Genomic DNA, 17363 nt, shown 5'->3' with positions numbered 1-17363 from the left:
CAGCAATCCATAATTACATCTTAGTGGTTTAAAGAATTATTCTTCAGATTTCTCCTTTTTCTTGAATATATTGTTCAGAAATCCTTTCTTTTCTTTTTTCTCTCCTTCCGGCGGGGAAGCTTCATTTTTATTTTTGATTTTCTGTTTTATTTCTTTTACAGACTGCTTCATTTCTTTTACGGAAGAAACGGCTTCTTTCACTTTTTTTTCTGTTTTTTCGACATTTGCACCTATCAGCGTTTTCTTTAACCCCTGTTCAATTCCTTTCCAGAAGAGGTTAAAGAAAGACTTTGTGGGATCACGTTCCACATTTTCTACAGCAACGGCTTCAGGAAAGCTTCCTGAGTTTGATTTTATAAAAATATTGGCAACGGCCGTTAGAAAACCTTTCTTTTCATGATTATTTTTATTTAATACAGCAATCTTTAAGTCTTTATGTTTAAGATTAAAGGTTCCATGTAGCCCTGCCGGATTTCCTTTAAAATTAAAGAGCATCTCCTGAATAGTCCCTGCAGTAGCCGTCACATGAAGGTAAGGTCTGATAAAAGGATTAATTCCGCTGGCCGGAAGATTGAAAGTTTTCCCTGAAATCGTAAAGGCATCATTCTGATCAGCAACATCAAAGTTCCAGTTTACAGATAGCGGCGACAGGTCCATGAAAGAGCAATTGATTTTAATATCTACTCTGGTAGGTTTTCCTTTTACTTTAGCTGAGTTCAGATTTTTAACATTCATATTAAAATTACTGAATATCAGTTTTCCGGGACCCATGCTTTCCGGAGTATCTTCTTCATAGACTAATTTTGAGTTTTTCAGATCAAGAGTATTGATTGTCATCGGAATTTTAATGGATCTCAGCATTTTTGAATACAAAGCCTTTACTTTTGGATCATCTTTCGGGATTTTACTTCTGAAAATATTAGCATCTGCTGATTGGATGGTTACATGGGAAGCATTCACCATTTTATGCTGAGAAAACAGATCCCAGTTGCCTTCAGCGCTTATTTGTCCGACTTTCAAATCATAGAGATCTCTCTCAACGGGTATCATTTTGATAAACTGCGCTCTCGAAACAAGAGGCTTCATCGCAAAATTATTGATCTGAACTTTATTCTTATTCAATTTCAAAAGACCAATACTAAGATTATAGAATGGTGTTTTGTAAGCAAAATTCCGGGTGGTGAGATAATAGTCTTTTATTGTAAAAGAAAGCCCCTGCTGGTTTGGCTTAGGTGATAGTTCAATAGCATTAAATGTTGCATTCAGATCATGAAAAGCCAGTGGTTGTTTTCCTTTTTCATAAGTAAGGTTTGAATTTTTTAATGAGGCTTTTCTTATGATGATTGAATTGATACTATTGGGCTGAGGAGATTTGTTCTGTTTTTTTTCACCTGCCTTAACGGTTCCGTTTACATTTTCTACAAGAAGGTCTTTAAGATCTAGATTCAGTTTTTCATCAACGAATTCCAGTTTATTGATATTAAAAGCAATATGATTCACTTTTAAATCCATTGTTGTTTTTTCAATCGCAGGAGAACCCGGCGTTAATACAACATCTCTTATTTCACCGCTGGTAGGCTTCAGCGCAATACTTCTTACAGCGATATTCTGGTGACTAGAATATACAATATCGTTTCCTGCTAGTGTAAAATCTTTATAACCGACGGGAACAATCTGATCTGAGGTTTCTTTATTAAACATCAACTGATTGATATTTACGTTAAAGTTTCCGACAGACAAAAGTGTATTGCCATCCGGTTTATTAACCCGAACTCTACCGTTATTCAGTTTTATATTTTTTAAATCAACTTCAAAATTTGATTTTTTTTCATTCTTTTTCGTTTTTACTCCTGTATTATGGATTGTAAAAACGGGATTTTGAAATTCTGCATTGCTAAGGGATACCTTATTTTTATTCAAAACCACATCTTTGAATTCCATTTTCGGAACTGAAAATTCAAATAGCTGAGCTTTTTTAGGATAAAATCGTTTAAACTGAGCGAAAGAAAGAAGTGGAATCAGTTTGAAATCTCCCACTGATACTTGCCCATCAGCAGTATTTATACTATTAATGGTAATAGCATAGGTTTCATCAGGACGGAAAAAGAATCTCTGTCCTTTTATACTGTAGCTGTCAAAAACAACGGGTAATTTATCTTCTACAGATTCTTCTGTCATCTGTAGATTTTCAACGAATAGATCCAGTTGCTCAACGGATAAGAATTTCTGTTTGGTAGGTCTGAAAATTGCAATCTTTCCGTTATTGATCATTATATTTTCAAATAAAAACGGATTTTTTTTCTTTCCAGTTTTACGAAGGACCGGTTTTGCCAGAATGATATTTAAATTAGGTTTTGCCAGCAGCAAATCCGATGAGCTTATTCTTTTATTAAAAATAGCATCATAAATCCCAAAACGGTTTATTTTTAAGGTATCAATAGTTCCCTGCAGCCCAATAACATCTGTGTTTTGAGGATTTTTACTATTGACAGAAATTCCGGTGGCAAAGATATTTCCCGATCCTAAATCTACATCCAGGGTTTTGTAGGAAACCTTATAATCTGTATTCTTTTTTATATAGTCGGGAAGCTGGGTTTTAAGCCATATATTCAGTCCGAAATTCGCGGCAAGAAGAATTCCTGCCAGGATTCCGAAACTTATCAATAGTCTTTTAACCCATTTTCTCATATTTTGTGATTTGATTTTTACATTTTTATTGGTCAGTTCTTTATATCAAGCTCAATAACATACCCCTCATGCCCTCTTACATTGATAAAGTTTCCACCCTCAAACCCTAGATACTGTCCTTTGATCCCGGTAAGTTTTCCCGTAAATTCAGGCTTTTTATCCAAAGTAAATGATGAAACCTTTTCCGGTTTTTCAAAAGGGTAATCGAACATCCACAGCTCTTCTTCTTCTCTATAGAATTTTTGAAAATCTTCGGGGAAATATTCTTTTATCTTCTGTCGGAAATCAGCAAGATCCACTTCTCCTTCAAAATCATCCTGCAGCATCTTTCTCCAATTGGTTTTATCTGCTAAATGTTCTTTCAAAGCAACTTCTATCATTCCTGCTTCATATCGGTTTTCTGTTCTTGCAATGGGTAATGCAAAAGTTGCACCCTGATCAATCCATCTCGTAGGAATCTGTGTATTTCTGGTAACTCCTACTTTTACATCTCCTGTATACGCCAGATAAACTGTGTGCGGCTGAAGCTGAATTTGTTTTTCTACCTCAAGATCACGTTCTGCAACACCTAAATGTGCCGTAGAGAGTTCCGGTCGAATAATTGTATCGCTGGCATAAGGACTTTCAAAAAAGCAGCTTTTGCAGAATCCCATTCTGTAAATAGGCTTATTTTTACCACAATTCACACATTGAAATCCCGTATGTTTTATGCTTAACTCCTTTCCTAACAGCTCATTCATATGGATCAGATCCCCTGAAAGATTTAGGTAGTATTGGATGGGTTTTGCATCGTAGCTTGTCATCTTTAAAATTTGCCCTTGAAACTGCATATTATATTTATATTACTTTTTTAAGTAAATTTAATGATTATATTTTTCAAAAAGTAAAATTTATATTTTTGTACTCATAAAAAATACAAATGGTTTATCTTGTAACAGGCGGTAGTGGGTTCATCGGATCCCATTTAATTGAACGATTATTAAGAAATGGACATTCTGTCATAAACATTGACAATTTTGATGATTTCTATAACTATCAGGTGAAAATTAAAAATACTTTAGAGTCAATTGACAAAATTTCGGATTTTGAATTCTCAGACAAAGAGAAGGATATCCAACATCTGATCTCCCTCTCCCATTCTGACCAATATTCCCTCTATTGGCAGGATATCCGGGATAAAAAAGGTCTTGAAAGTATCTTTAAAAATCATCACATCGACATGGTGATTCATTTGGCGGCGCTTGCAGGTGTACGTCCGTCTATTGAACGTCCTTTGGAATATGAAGAAGTAAATGTGCGTGGAACGATGAATCTTTGGGAACTGTGTAAAGATTTCAATATTAAAAAATTTATTTGCGCTTCCTCTTCAAGCGTCTATGGAAATAATGAAAAGACTCCGTTTGCAGAAACGGATAATGTAGACAACCCGATCTCTCCTTATGCTGCCACCAAAAAAAGCGGAGAGATTATAGGACATGTTTACCACAATCTATACCATATAGATATGATCCAGCTTAGGTTCTTCACGGTATATGGTCCCAGACAAAGACCGGATCTTGCTATACACAAGTTTGTGAAGCTTATTTCAGAGGATCAGGAAATTCCTTTCTATGGTGATGGAACTACAGCCAGAGACTATACGTATATAGATGATATTATTGACGGAATTATCAAGTCAGTTTCTTATTTAGAGCATCACTCCGGAGTATACGAAATCCTTAACCTGGGAGAAAACCAGGTGGTCACTTTATCTGAGATGGTTTCTACCATAGAAAAGGCATTGCAAAAAACTGCCACGAAAAAAATTCTGCCAATGCAACCCGGTGATGTCACAAAAACTAATGCCGATATTACAAAAGCAAAGGATTTAATAGGGTATGCACCGGCCACAGACCTCCAAAATGGCATAAAAAAATTTGTGGAATGGTTTTTGAGAAAACGACATTAAGTAAATTGCTGACACAGCTTTCATTCAGTTTGTAACAGCCATTTATAGAAAAATATTATAAAAAGAATTGAAAATCAAGTATAAAAAAGTTTATTATACAACCTATTTTTATACTTTTGCAAAAAATTAGAAAATTATGTACTGGACATTAGAATTAGCTTCATATTTAAGTGACGCACCTTGGCCAATGACAAAAGCAGAGCTTATTGACTACGCGATCAGAACTGGTGCACCTATGGAAGTAGTTGAAAACCTTCAGGCAATCGAAGATGAAGGCGAGATTTATGAATCTATCGAAGAGGTATGGAGTGACTACCCTACTGACGAGGATTTCCTTTGGAACGAGGACGAATATTAATAAAGCGATAAGCTTTAGGCTGCGTGCTTAGAGCTTTTTTGCCCTTTTTATATATTAATTTACACGATAAGCGTGTCATTTAAAACGCTTAAAGCATCTTGCATTAAGCATAAAGCAAAAAATTTATGAGTTTTTTAAACAAAGTTCTTAAAGGGTTTTTGGGAGACAAAAAAGCGCAGGACCTAAAAGAAGTAAAAAAAGTTGTAACAAAAATCAAGGCTGTTGAACCCAACATCCAACAATTGACGGATGATGGACTGAGACAAAAAACGGCTGAGTTTAAAGAGAATATAAAATCTGCAACCAGTAAGATCACAGCTCAGATAGAACAGATTAAAGAGCAGATAAAAAATTCAACCAACGTTGACGAAAAAGAAGCTCTTTTCTCAAAAATTGAGTCTCTAAAGAAAGAATCATACGAAGTTGAAGAAAAAGTTCTGATTCAGGTTCTTCCCGAAGCTTTTGCATTGATAAAAGAAACGGCAAGAAGATGGGCTCAGAATGGAGAAATCCGTGTAACTGCTAATGACTGGGACAGAGAACTGGCTGCTGCAGGAAAAGATTTCGTTCAGATCGAAGGAGACACAGCTGTTTGGAAAAACTCATGGGACGCTGCCGGAACTCCTGTAGTTTGGGATATGGTCCACTATGATGTTCAGTTTATCGGAGGGGTTATTCTTCACAGCGGAAAAATTGCCGAGATGGCAACCGGTGAAGGTAAAACTTTGGTAGGAACATTACCTATTTACTTAAATTCACTTCCGGAAAGAGGAGTACACGTTGTAACCGTGAATGACTACCTTGCAAAAAGAGACTCCGCTTGGATGGGTCCATTGTATCAGTTCCACGGAATGTCTATCGATTGTATCGATAACCACCAGCCGAACTCAGACGGAAGAAGAAAAGCATACAACTCAGATATTACTTATGGAACCAACAACGAATTTGGTTTCGATTACCTGAGAGATAATATGGTGACTTCACCTTCAGAACTGGTACAAAGAGAATTGAACTTTGCTATCGTGGATGAAGTTGACTCTGTATTGGTAGATGATGCAAGAACACCATTAATCATTTCTGGTCCGGTTCCTCAGGGAGACAGACAGGAATTTGATGTTCTGAAGCCTTCTATCGACAGAATTGTTGAAGTACAAAAGAAAACAGTTTCTGCTATTTTTAATGAAGCGAAAAAATTAATCGCTGCAGGAAATACAAAAGAAGGAGGATTCAAATTGCTTCAGGCATACAGAGGTCTTCCAAAAAACAGACAATTAATCAAATTCTTATCGGAAAGCGGAAACAGAGCATTGCTTCAGAAAGTTGAATCGCAATATATGCAGGACAACAACCGTGATATGCCGATCGTAGATAAAGATCTTTACTTCGTAATTGAGGAGAAAAATAATCAGGTAGACCTTACAGACAAAGGTGTTGAATACATGTCTCAAGGAAACTCTGACTCTAACTTCTTCGTACTTCCGGATATCGGAACTGAGATTGCTGAAGTAGAAGCTAAAAACCTTTCCAAAGAAGAAGAGTTTGAAGCTAAAGAAAGACTTTTCTCTGATTTTGCTGAAAAATCTGAACGTGTTCACACGATGAGCCAGCTATTGAAAGCGTATACATTATTTGAAAAAGATGATGAGTATGTAGTAATTGATGGTGAAGTAAAAATCGTTGACGAGCAGACAGGTCGTATCATGGAGGGACGTCGTTATTCTGACGGTCTTCACCAGGCGATCGAAGCGAAAGAAAATGTAAAAATTGAGGCTGCTACTCAAACTTTTGCAACAGTTACGCTTCAGAACTATTTCCGTATGTACAACAAACTTGCGGGGATGACTGGTACTGCTGAAACGGAAGCTGGAGAACTTTGGGAGATCTACAAATTAGACGTAGTGGTAATTCCTACCAACCGTGTTATTTTAAGAGATGATAAACAAGATTTAGTTTTCAAAACTAACAGAGAAAAATATAATGCCGTAATTGAAGAAATTGAAAAATTAACAGCAGCAAGAAGACCTGTCTTGGTAGGTACAACTTCTGTTGAAATCTCTCAATTATTATCAAAGGCACTTCAATTAAGAAAAATTCCGCACCAGGTATTGAATGCGAAACTTCACAAGAAGGAAGCAGAAATTGTTGCAGGAGCAGGACAGCCGGGAGTGGTAACAATCGCAACCAACATGGCAGGTCGTGGTACGGATATCAAGCTTTCTAAAGAAGTAAAAGAAGCCGGAGGTTTAGCTATTATAGGTACAGAAAGGCACGATTCAAGACGTGTTGACAGACAGTTAAGAGGTAGAGCGGGACGTCAGGGAGATCCGGGAAGTTCTCAGTTCTATGTATCTCTTGAAGATAACTTAATGCGTTTGTTCGGTTCTGAAAGAATTGCTAAAATGATGGACAGAATGGGTCATAAAGATGGTGAAGTTATTCAGCATTCTATGATCAGTAAATCTATCGAAAGAGCGCAGAAAAAAGTAGAAGAAAATAACTTCGGAACAAGAAAGAGACTTCTTGAATACGATGACGTTATGAACAAGCAACGTGACGTAATCTATAAGAGAAGAAAGAATGCTTTATTCGGAGATCACTTGAAATACGATATCACGAATATGATTTTCGATGTTTCTAACTCTATTGTTGCAAAAGGTAAAGCAAACGGAAGTTATAAAGATTTTGAATTTGAAATAATCAAACATTTCACAATGGCTTCTCCTGTTTCTGAAAGTGATTTCAGCAATAAACAAGTTCCGGAATTAACGGATATCTTATTCAAAGCTGCTCAGGAAGATTATAACATGAAGCTGAACTTATTGAAAGAAAAATCATTCCCTATTATTGAGAATGTTTATCAAAATCAAGGTTCAATGTTTAAAATGATTCAGGTTCCTTTTACAGACGGACACAAAACAATGACTATTGTAGCTGATCTTAAAGAAGCTTATGATACTAATTGTGAAAGTTTAGTGAATGACTTCGAAAAGAACATCACTTTATCAATCATCGATGAAAACTGGAAGCTTCACCTTCGTGAGATGGATGATCTTAGAAGGTCTTCTCAGGGAGCTGTTTACGAGCAGAAAGATCCACTTGTGATTTACAAACAAGAATCTTTCCACTTATTCAGTGAAATGATTGACAAATTGAACAAAGAGATTATTTCTTTCTTATACAAAGGAGAAATCCCAGCTTAAGAAAATTTTAATAAAATCATATAAAAACCGCTCTGGCACTGGCTAGAGCGGTTTTTTCTTACTTAACATATAATAATTTATGATAAATATCAATTTTATTATTTATTTAGAACAGTTAAAAATAATATATTTGCAGAAAATTTGACTTTCATGAAAAATGTACTGATCTGTGCTTCCGCACTGGGAACAATGCTGGTTTCTGCCCAAAAAAAAGATTCATTAACCACCAAAAGCATTGATGAAGTAGTACTGATAAACACTTATATTAAAAAGGACAGTGAATATTCAAATAAAATGCCACTAAAGGCTATTGAAAATCCACAAGTCTATTCAAGTGTTGACAAAAGCATTTTAGAAAATCAAGGAATTTATACGGTAGATGACGCTTTTAAAAACATTACTGGTTTGCAGCCCATGTGGACTTCAAATGGAAGAGCAGGAGATGGAGGTGCATATGTAAGTTTAAGAGGCTTTGTATCTGCCAATTCTTTAAGAAACGGTGTACTCGGAGCCGTAACAGGAACTATAGACGCAATAAATCTTGAAAAACTGGAAGTTCTGAAAGGACCGTCAGGAACTTTATTTGGAAGCCTATTATCAAGCTATGGTGGTGTAATTAACAGGGTAACCAAAAAGCCATATGAAACATTTGGAGGAAATATCAGCGTAGCTGGTGGCAGTTATGACACATACAGAGCTGCTGTAGATATCAACGCTCCTTTAACACAGGATAAAAAACTATTATTCCGCTTAAATTCTGCTTATACCAATGAGGGAACCTTTCAGACAGAAGGATTCAGAAGAAATCTGGCAATTGCCCCAAGCTTAAGCTATAAGCCTAATGATCGATTAAGTATTAATCTTGATATGGAGTTATTCCAGATGAAGAATATGAGCGATCAAACATTTTTCTTCTACTCTGGAAGCTATCTGCAAAAAGTAAACAATATCAAGGATCTTAATCTCGATTACAAAAATTCATATTTGGGAAAAGATCTTACCAATACAGGAAGAAGCATCAACTTTTTCGGACAGGTCAATTATAAAATTTCAAACTCCATTACCTCTTCTTCTAATTTCAGCACATCTTCCAGCTATTCTAATGGGTTTATGCCTTACCTATACTTTATGGGGGATAGCGCAGATAACATGTACAGAAGTGACCAGTCTACAAGAGATAGTAGAAAGAAGTCTCTTAATTTTCAACAAAATTTTAATGGTGATTTCCGCATTGGGAGTCTGAGAAACAGAGTCGTTTTAGGTTTCGATTACTTAAGAGTAAATAATAATCAAAACTTCTACGATGTCAATGGATTTGATAGGGATGCGCAGGGAAACTCAATTCCTGTTCCTTTACATCAAGCCGGATTTGACTATACAAATTTCAATGGTACTGCTTTACAGGCAAAATATAACGCAATGGCAGGAAACGAAAATCCTTATATTATAAAAGGAATTCAAGAAAACTATGCTGTATATATTTCAAACGTACTAAATATTACTGATAATCTTAATGTGTTAATGGCATTAAGGGTAGACAATTTCACAAACAAGCCGGGCATTACAGGTGCTTCAAGTTCTGTAGAAAGTGAAAAATTAAATCAGACATTTTTTTCACCAAAACTAGGTATCGTATATGAACTTATAAAAGACAAGGTTTCTGTTTTTGGAAATTATCAGAACAGTTTTAAAAACCTGTCATATTATGTGGACGGATCAGGATTAACAAGAACGCCATTACCAGAACAGGCCAATCAGATGGAAGGTGGAATTAAAACAAGTCTTTTCAACGGAAAAGTATCTTCCACGTTCAGTTATTACAATATTAAAGTAAAAGATGTTTTAAGAAACTTACAACTTGCAAGTAATCCTCAAGCTCAGATACAGGATGGTACTATTGTAAGCAAAGGTGTAGAACTTGAGATCAATGCTTATCTGGTGAAAGGTTTCACAGCGATTGCCGGATTCAGTTATAATGATTCAAAATACACAAAAGCAGACCCTTCTGTAGCAGACAGAAGACCTAACACATCAGGATCTCCTTACTTGGCAAACCTATATGCAAGTTATCAATTCTTAGATGGAAAGCTTAAAGGATTGGGATTTGGACTTGGCGGTAACTACGCCAGCGAAAATAAAATCTATAATTCTGCAGATGGAGTATTTTCGTTGCCATCTTATATAGTTTTGAATGCCAGCGCTTATTATGATGCTAAAAAATTCAGAATCGGTGTTAAGGTAGACAATTTGACCAATCAGCATTACTGGATCGGATATACAACAGCAAATCCTCAAAGACTGATTAATGCTGTAGGAAACTTCACTTATAAATTTTAAACTGTTAGAATAATTTATTCCCCTTATAAACAATGAAAAGAATAACAATAGGAGCTGCATTATTAGCATCCATGCTAAGTTTTGCCCAGGAAAAAAAAGACACCATCAAATCCAACGATATTGAAGAAGTAGTTGTTAACGGAAGATATTATCAGAAATACAAACTCAACGAGGTTTCTGGTTCATTGAGAATCCAAACTCCTATTCTTGAGCTTCCACAGAACGTACAATCTATAAGCTCACAGGTTCTTGCCGATCAGCTTACACTGAATATGTCCGAGGGTATTGTTCGTAATGTGAGTGGTGCAAGAAAAGTAGAACACTGGGATAATGTGTATTCTAATGTTTTCATGAGAGGAGCAAGTATTTCCACGTTCATGAACGGGATGAACGTTTCTTCGACATGGGGACCTATTAACCCTGATGCATCCATTATTGACAGAATAGAATTCGTAAAAGGACCTGCCGGATTTATGGGTTCTATGGGAGATCCTGCCGGGTTTTATAATGTAGTAACCAAAAAACCAACCGGGAAATTTGCCAACAGTGTACGTTTCACTACCGGAAGCTATAACCTTTTCAGAGGTGAGGCGGATCTGGATGGAGTTCTTGTGAAAGACGGAGTTTTAGATTACCGTATCAACTTAATGGGAAGCTCTAACAATTCATGGGTTGAAAATGATAAAACAAGCAAAATTATTGTTGCTCCGTCTATTACTTTCAGACCAACAAAGACCACTACGTTTACTGCACAGTACAACTATCAATATTTAAAATTCAATCAGCCGGGAGCTTATCTGATGTCTAACGATGGATACGCTTCACTGAATGTACATACCAACTTTAATGATCCGAACTTCAAGAAAACTGAAGTAAAGGATCAGAGCTTATTTTTAAGTTTAGATCAGAAATTATTCAAAGACTGGGTTTGGAGTACGCAGTATGCTTATATGGATCTGAATTATGACGGTGGTTCATGGTGGGGAACTTTTGATCCTAACAATAAAAATGTTTTAAACAGAACAGTAAGCAACTGGCAGGCTAAAGGAAAAAACCACATTTTCCAGACCTATGTAAGAGGAAAGCTTAATACCGGAAATATTGTTCATAAAATAATTGCAGGATTTGATTACGGAGATAGAAAGTACAATGCAGACTTTTCATCTTTTGCAGGAGGACCATTCCCAATTGATATTTATAATGTTCAGTATGGTGTAGATCCTTCCAAGCTTCCTTCTTCTGACTTCTACACTTTAAACTCATCTGCTCCGTTTTATGATGATGAAGGCGTAAAATATACATCCTATTATGCTCAGGATCAAATTGAAATGTTTAACAATAAGCTTAGAATAACATTAGCAGGAAGATATACAAGTGGTACCACTTATGCCGGATATCCATATTATTCACCAGGAAATGTTGTTCCAAGAAATCAAGCAGGAGAATTCACTCCGAGAGTAGGATTTAGCTATTCTATCCTAAGCGATTTCTCTGCGTATGGAATCTATGATAAAACTTTTGTTCCGCAATCTGCAGTAGGAATCAATAATACTCAGATCACAGATCCTTTCAGAGGGCAGAATATTGAATTCGGATTGAAGAAAGACTGGTTCGGAGGAAAATGGAACTCTACTTTTGCTGTTTACGAAATCAGAAGACAAAACATTCTTGTTGCCGGAGCTAAAGAGCAAAATGGAGGAAATCCTTTCCAGGTTGCTACAGGTGAACAAAGAGCAAGAGGATTTGAAACTGATATCAAAGGAGAAATCATCAAAGGGTTGAACATTGTTATCAACTATGCTTATACAGATGCAAAAACCATCAAAGACACAGATCCTACAAGAATTGGAATCCAGTCTCCGGGAAATGCGAAAAATGTACAAAATACCTGGGTAAGCTACAGGTTTGAAAATGGTCTTATGAAAGGATTCGGAATTTCAGCTGGTTATCAGTATCAGGGAGGAAGACAATCCTGGTTTGGGGTAGGTGCGACAAAAGATCAAAGCCTTCCGGATTATTTCGATACCAACTTCGGAGTTTCCTATGTTGCCAAAAAATTCGATGTCAACCTAATATTGAATAATGTCCTTAACAAAAAACTTTACAGTGGATACAGAGGAGATGCCGGCGAATATGCTTGGATCTACAATGCTCCACGTAACTGGAGATTATCAATAGGATATAAATTTTAAAAAAATCAAAGGTTAGCCCCTCACGGGGTTAACTTTTTGCTATGAGAAAAAAGCATCACAATAAAAAGAAAGCTTCTTCAAAAAAATGGTCCGCAAAACTGCATTTGTGGTTTGGTCTATCTGTTGGTATTATTGTATTCATAGTCTCTCTTTCGGGGACTTTATATGTTTTTAAGGACGAGATACATAATAGCTTACGCAAAGAAGCCATTGAACTCAAAAAAGAAGATATCGGGAAAAAGCCATTGCCTATTACTCTGCTTCGTGAAAAAGTATCGCTGGAGCTTAATGAAAAGTATCCTGTCAGTGCTGTAGAAATTCCTTTGGATAAAACCAAGTCCTATCAGTTTGAATACTATGAAAAAAGCAAAAAAGGATGGAATTATTTTCAGCAGGTACGTATTAACAAGCTGGTTTATGTGAATCAGTATACCGGAGAAATCCTTGCTGTTTACAATGAAAAATACGATGTCTTCAGTATTCTGAAATATCTCCACTGGGGACTTTTGCTGAATTCAGAATGGGGACCCTACACCGTAGGAATTCCAACTGTTCTTTTTATCATCATGCTGATCACCGGAATTATCTTATGGTGGCCTAAAAATAAAAATGCAAGAAAAGGACGTTTCTGGTTCAATTGGGAAAATGTAAAAAACTGGAAGCGTAAAAATTATGATCTTCATAATATCCTGGGATTTTATACATCGTTTATCGCTTTATTATTATGTATTACAGGGCTTTATTTTGCCTATCCCTATGTAAAAAATACGTTCACATTTGCATTATCAGGCTCTTGGGAACTTCCAAAGGAAAAAGAAAGAAAATCTCCGGACTCTCTGATGGTGAAGAATGAAGCTGTTTTTGATCTGGCTGCAGCTCAGACAGAAAAATTGTATTCAAAATCCTCCAGCTTCAGAATTAATCTAAACGGGAAAAATAAAAAAGGAAAAGAACTGAAAAGCCTTCCAGTAACCGTATACGGGCTTGACGGAAGATACAGTGAAAGAAATATCCTGACATTTGACAAATATTCAGGAAAACTACTAGCCAACAAACCTCATCACAAACTCAATACCGCCGAGAAATATTCTAACGCCAATTATGATATCCATACCGGATCTTATTTCGGAATTATTGGAAAAATCATCTGGTTTATCGCGGGTCTCATCTGTACATCACTCCCTGTAACCGGATTTCTGGTCTGGTGGGGAAAAAGAAAGAAAAAAGGAAAAAAAATATAATGAAAAAAGCACTTTTGTCAGCTGCCTGCTTAGGAACGACTACCGTTTTTGCTCAGGTTAAAGATACTTTACAGACCAAGAATGTGGATGAGGTTGTGATGACTGCCTCAAGGAAAAAAGAAAATATAAAAGAGGTACCAAGCTCTATTACCATTGTCGGAGAAAAGCAGATTCAGTCTCAGCTGACTGTTAACTCAGATATTACGAGCATCCTTCAGTATACCGTTCCCAGTTTAGGAACCAACTCCGGACAGACTTCCAACTCTGGACAGACCTTAAGAGGACGCCAGGTTCTGGTATTGATTGATGGTATTCCACAGTCTACTCCACTTCGTAACGGAGCAAGAGATTTAAGAACTATTGACCCTTCAGCCATCGAAAGAATCGAAGTGATCAAAGGAGCTTCTTCCATCTATGGAAACGGAGCAGACGGAGGGATCATCAATTATATTACAAAAAGAAGCAAAACAGATAAAAAGATCTCTGGGGTTTCTCAGATCGGATTGACGGGACAGCCTTATGGCGGTACTTTAGGTGTAAGAGCAAGCCAGCTTTTAACAGGAAAGATCAAAAAATTTGATTATACCCTTTCACTAGCTTACGAAAGAACAGGATATACAAAAGATGGAGATGGAGTTTTGATAAGCCCTACCTATAGCATTGCCAAGATGGACAACTACAACGGTTTGTTGAAATTAGGCTATGACATCAATGAAAATCAAAGAATCGAGGCTTCTTATATCGGTTATTCTTCAAGATCAGACCTCAATGTAGGATTAAAAACAGGAAAATACGGTATAACGCCCACTATTGGAGAAGGAATAGGAAAAGGTCAGGAAACTACACCTCAGGGAACTCCGAAAAACCACAACATCAGAGTGAGCTATGATAATAAGAACCTGTTTGCTGGGACTTCTTTAAATATTAATCTTTATTATCAAGACTTTAAAACCGTTTACGGATACAGCGATACCTTTTTCAATGGCGGACAGTCTAATGTTATTTCAAAAAAAGCAGGGGCAAGATTAAATTTCGATACCCAGCTTTGGAACTCAGCCAATTCTCAGGGAGAAATCATCTACGGAGCTGATATTCTGAATGATGAAACTGTACAAAAACTGGAAGACGGACGTTTCTGGACTCCCAATATGAATATGACCAATATTGCTCCTTTTGTATTGGCAAAAATTGATCTTTTCAAAAAATTAACCATCAAAGGAGGGTTTCGCTACGAAAATATCAAAGTTAATGTAGATGACTTCAATACCCTTTCTACCCTTAAAAGTGACGGAACTTTCACCAAAAGTATTCCGGTTGCAGGTGGAAAGTTAAATTATAATGCCTTAGTAGGAAATATTGGTATACGTTACAATGCAGAACCTTATATCAACCTTTTTGCAAGTTTTTCACAGGCCTACTCTATCAACGAATTAGGAAGAATTTTAAGAACCTCAACTTCTGAGACAATTAAAAACCTGGAAACCAAGCCTATTATTGTCAACAATTACGAATTAGGAGCAACAGGACAACTTTCCAACTGGCTAAATTATGAATTGACTTCTTATGTAAGTACTTCTAAGCTTGGGGCATCATTCGTGCAAAGCCCGGACAGAGCATTAATGATTCAGAGATCTCCAGAAATTGTATACGGAGTGGAAGGTTTCTTACACTTTACCCCTACAAAATGGATTCAGTTTGGAGGAAGCTACAGCTGGATGGAAGGGATCACATCAGTAAAGGATGACGGTGATTATTCTGCAAAAATCAACAACAGCAGAATTTCTGCTCCTAAAGTTCTCGCTTATGTGCAGGCAAAACCTATCCCGGCATTATCAGTTGGTTTAGACATGCTTCACTCTTTCCAGCAGAACAGATTCGAGCCTAATGCTAAAACAGGCCAGTATGGTTACGGTGAAGGATATGTTCCAGAATATACTGTATTTAATTTCAAATCAAGCTATGAAGTCAACAACAACTGGAGACTGTCATTAGGTATTGAAAACCTTTTCAACAAAGTATATCAGCCCACTATTTCATGGTGGACAGCAAGAGACAGTGACTTCACCAACGCTCTTGGATTGAGAGGAACGTTCATGATTGAATACAAATTTTAATTAAACTAAATAAAAAGTAAAGCATATCTTTGCTTTACTTTTTACTGCTATATGAAGAAAAATCATCATAAAAAAAAGCCAGGATTCTTTAAAAAATGGTCTGCTAAACTGCACTTATGGTTCGGATTGGGAATAGGGTTTCTTATCTTTATTATCTCGATTACCGGAGCATTGTATGTCTTTAAGGATGAGGTAGAAAATATTACCCGAAAAGATGTTATTTACCATCAGGAACAGAATATAGAGCAGAAACAGGTGCTTCCCATCAGGGTAATGGAAAAAGCTGTTGCAGAGCAGGTAAAAGAAAAATACCCCATCCATTGGGTAAACGTTCCTATCGACAAGAAAATGTCTTACATGTTCTTTTGGTACGAGCACAATACGGATGCCTGGAATTATTTTGATGAATTTCCTATCTATAAACAAGCCTATGTAAACCCTTACACCGGGAAAGTACTAAGGGTATATGATGAGAAAAACGGATTCTTCAACATTGTAAAAATGATCCACTGGAGCTACCTGTTGAAGCAGGACTGGGGAACCTATGTAGTGGGAATTCCGGTTATCATCTTCATCATTATGCTGATCTCCGGGATCATTCTATGGTGGCCCAAGAACAAAGCAGCAAGAAAACAGCGTTTCGCCTTCAAATGGAAAAACATTAAAAGCTGGAAACGAAAGAACTATGACCTTCACAATGTACTAGGATTTTATGCCTCTATATTTGCTTTGATCTTCTCTATTACAGGACTATTCTATGCCTTCTTTGTTGTTCAGGCCATGATCTATGTGATATTCTCCGGTGGAGAGACAAAGTATCCTGACTTCTCCCATATTAAAACAAAAGCTCCCATTGAGCTGAGAACGGAAGGAACACTGGATAAAATCATCAATACGGTACAAACAAAATATCCTGATTCCTATGGTTTTGCTATAGATTTAGGCCACCCACATATGGATGACCACGAACATCCCAACTTTGAGGTATACGTGAAACATCTTTCTTATTCTTACCACAAAAGCAGCAGCTTAATCTTTGATGAAAACTCAGGAGAACTGCTTCACACTCATGATCCAAAGGATAAAAACTTTGGCGAGAAAACAGTGAGTGCCAATTATGACATTCACGTTGGAGCCATTCTGGGGCTTCCTACCAAGATCATTGCTTTTATTGTAAGTCTTATCTGTGCCTCTCTTCCGGTTACCGGATTTATGATCTGGTGGGGAAGAAAAAAGAAAAAACCGCTAAAAACGGTTTAACATATTAAATAAAATAGAGTTAATA

The 17363-nt window shown here is 36.6% G+C and carries 10 protein-coding genes; 8 read left to right on the top strand and 2 right to left on the bottom strand.

What is annotated here, in order from left to right; translation table 11 throughout:
• Positions 1-36: 36 nt before the first annotated feature.
• Entirely contained in the window at positions 37-2688 is a 2652-nt protein-coding gene (locus LF886_RS02130) for a hypothetical protein (protein ID WP_236852478.1), read from the bottom strand.
• Positions 2689-2720: 32 nt separating this feature from the next.
• Positions 2721-3518: a DUF2797 domain-containing protein gene (locus LF886_RS02125; RefSeq protein ID WP_152291153.1), complete on the bottom strand. Its 798-nt coding sequence runs from the start codon at positions 3516-3518 to the stop codon at positions 2721-2723.
• An 89-nt stretch (positions 3519-3607) separates the two neighbouring features.
• On the opposite strand from LF886_RS02125, the gene LF886_RS02120 reads away from it, so the two are divergent.
• The 8 genes from LF886_RS02120 to LF886_RS02085 all read left to right on the top strand — a co-directional run bounded on the left by LF886_RS02120 (position 3608) and on the right by LF886_RS02085 (position 17338).
• The gene (locus LF886_RS02120; RefSeq protein ID WP_236852476.1) at positions 3608-4636 is read left to right on the top strand and encodes a GDP-mannose 4,6-dehydratase; all 1029 of its coding nucleotides are present in this window, start codon (positions 3608-3610) and stop codon (positions 4634-4636) included.
• Positions 4637-4772: 136 nt separating this feature from the next.
• A complete protein-coding gene (locus LF886_RS02115; protein WP_002662059.1) occupies positions 4773-4994 on the top strand; it encodes a DUF2795 domain-containing protein in 222 nt (73 codons plus the stop codon).
• Positions 4995-5119: 125 nt separating this feature from the next.
• Positions 5120-8194 carry a preprotein translocase subunit SecA gene (gene secA, locus LF886_RS02110; RefSeq protein WP_236852475.1) on the top strand — a complete coding sequence of 1025 codons (3075 nt, stop codon included), beginning with the start codon at positions 5120-5122 and terminating at the stop codon, positions 8192-8194.
• A 150-nt stretch (positions 8195-8344) separates the two neighbouring features.
• Positions 8345-10531 carry a TonB-dependent siderophore receptor gene (locus LF886_RS02105; protein WP_236852473.1) on the top strand — a complete coding sequence of 729 codons (2187 nt, stop codon included), beginning with the start codon at positions 8345-8347 and terminating at the stop codon, positions 10529-10531.
• A gap of 32 nt (positions 10532-10563) precedes the next feature.
• The gene (locus tag LF886_RS02100) at positions 10564-12723 is read left to right on the top strand and encodes a TonB-dependent siderophore receptor (RefSeq protein WP_236852471.1); all 2160 of its coding nucleotides are present in this window, start codon (positions 10564-10566) and stop codon (positions 12721-12723) included.
• Positions 12724-12764: 41 nt separating this feature from the next.
• Positions 12765-13964: a PepSY-associated TM helix domain-containing protein gene (locus tag LF886_RS02095; protein ID WP_236852469.1), complete on the top strand. Its 1200-nt coding sequence runs from the start codon at positions 12765-12767 to the stop codon at positions 13962-13964.
• Complete coding sequence (locus LF886_RS02090) at positions 13964-16078, top strand: TonB-dependent receptor (protein ID WP_236852468.1); 2115 nt, start codon at positions 13964-13966, stop codon at positions 16076-16078. Before LF886_RS02095 ends, LF886_RS02090 begins: the two co-directional genes overlap by 1 nt.
• A 51-nt stretch (positions 16079-16129) precedes the next feature.
• A complete protein-coding gene (locus LF886_RS02085; protein ID WP_103231941.1) occupies positions 16130-17338 on the top strand; it encodes a PepSY-associated TM helix domain-containing protein in 1209 nt (402 codons plus the stop codon).
• Positions 17339-17363: the final 25 nt, after the last annotated feature.

Source organism: Chryseobacterium sp. MEBOG07 (genome assembly GCF_021869745.1).
GTDB classification, from domain to species: domain Bacteria; phylum Bacteroidota; class Bacteroidia; order Flavobacteriales; family Weeksellaceae; genus Chryseobacterium; species Chryseobacterium viscerum.
Note: the sequence above shows the minus strand (reverse complement) of the source record. Positions and strands in the feature narration are given on the sequence as shown.

What these genes read in the sequence shown, in the direction of transcription:
- LF886_RS02095 (WP_236852469.1), top strand. Translation starts at nt 12,765, where the DNA reads ATGAGAAAAAAGCATCACAATAAAAAGAAAGCTTCTTCAAAAAAATGG.
- LF886_RS02090 (WP_236852468.1), top strand. Translation starts at nt 13,964, where the DNA reads ATGAAAAAAGCACTTTTGTCAGCTGCCTGCTTAGGAACGACTACCGTT.
- LF886_RS02105 (WP_236852473.1), top strand. Translation starts at nt 8,345, where the DNA reads ATGAAAAATGTACTGATCTGTGCTTCCGCACTGGGAACAATGCTGGTT.
- LF886_RS02120 (WP_236852476.1), top strand. Translation starts at nt 3,608, where the DNA reads ATGGTTTATCTTGTAACAGGCGGTAGTGGGTTCATCGGATCCCATTTA.
- LF886_RS02115 (WP_002662059.1), top strand. Translation starts at nt 4,773, where the DNA reads ATGTACTGGACATTAGAATTAGCTTCATATTTAAGTGACGCACCTTGG.
- LF886_RS02130 (WP_236852478.1), bottom strand. Translation starts at nt 2,688, where the DNA reads ATGAGAAAATGGGTTAAAAGACTATTGATAAGTTTCGGAATCCTGGCA.
- LF886_RS02085 (WP_103231941.1), top strand. Translation starts at nt 16,130, where the DNA reads ATGAAGAAAAATCATCATAAAAAAAAGCCAGGATTCTTTAAAAAATGG.
- LF886_RS02100 (WP_236852471.1), top strand. Translation starts at nt 10,564, where the DNA reads ATGAAAAGAATAACAATAGGAGCTGCATTATTAGCATCCATGCTAAGT.
- secA (WP_236852475.1), top strand. Translation starts at nt 5,120, where the DNA reads ATGAGTTTTTTAAACAAAGTTCTTAAAGGGTTTTTGGGAGACAAAAAA.
- LF886_RS02125 (WP_152291153.1), bottom strand. Translation starts at nt 3,518, where the DNA reads ATGCAGTTTCAAGGGCAAATTTTAAAGATGACAAGCTACGATGCAAAA.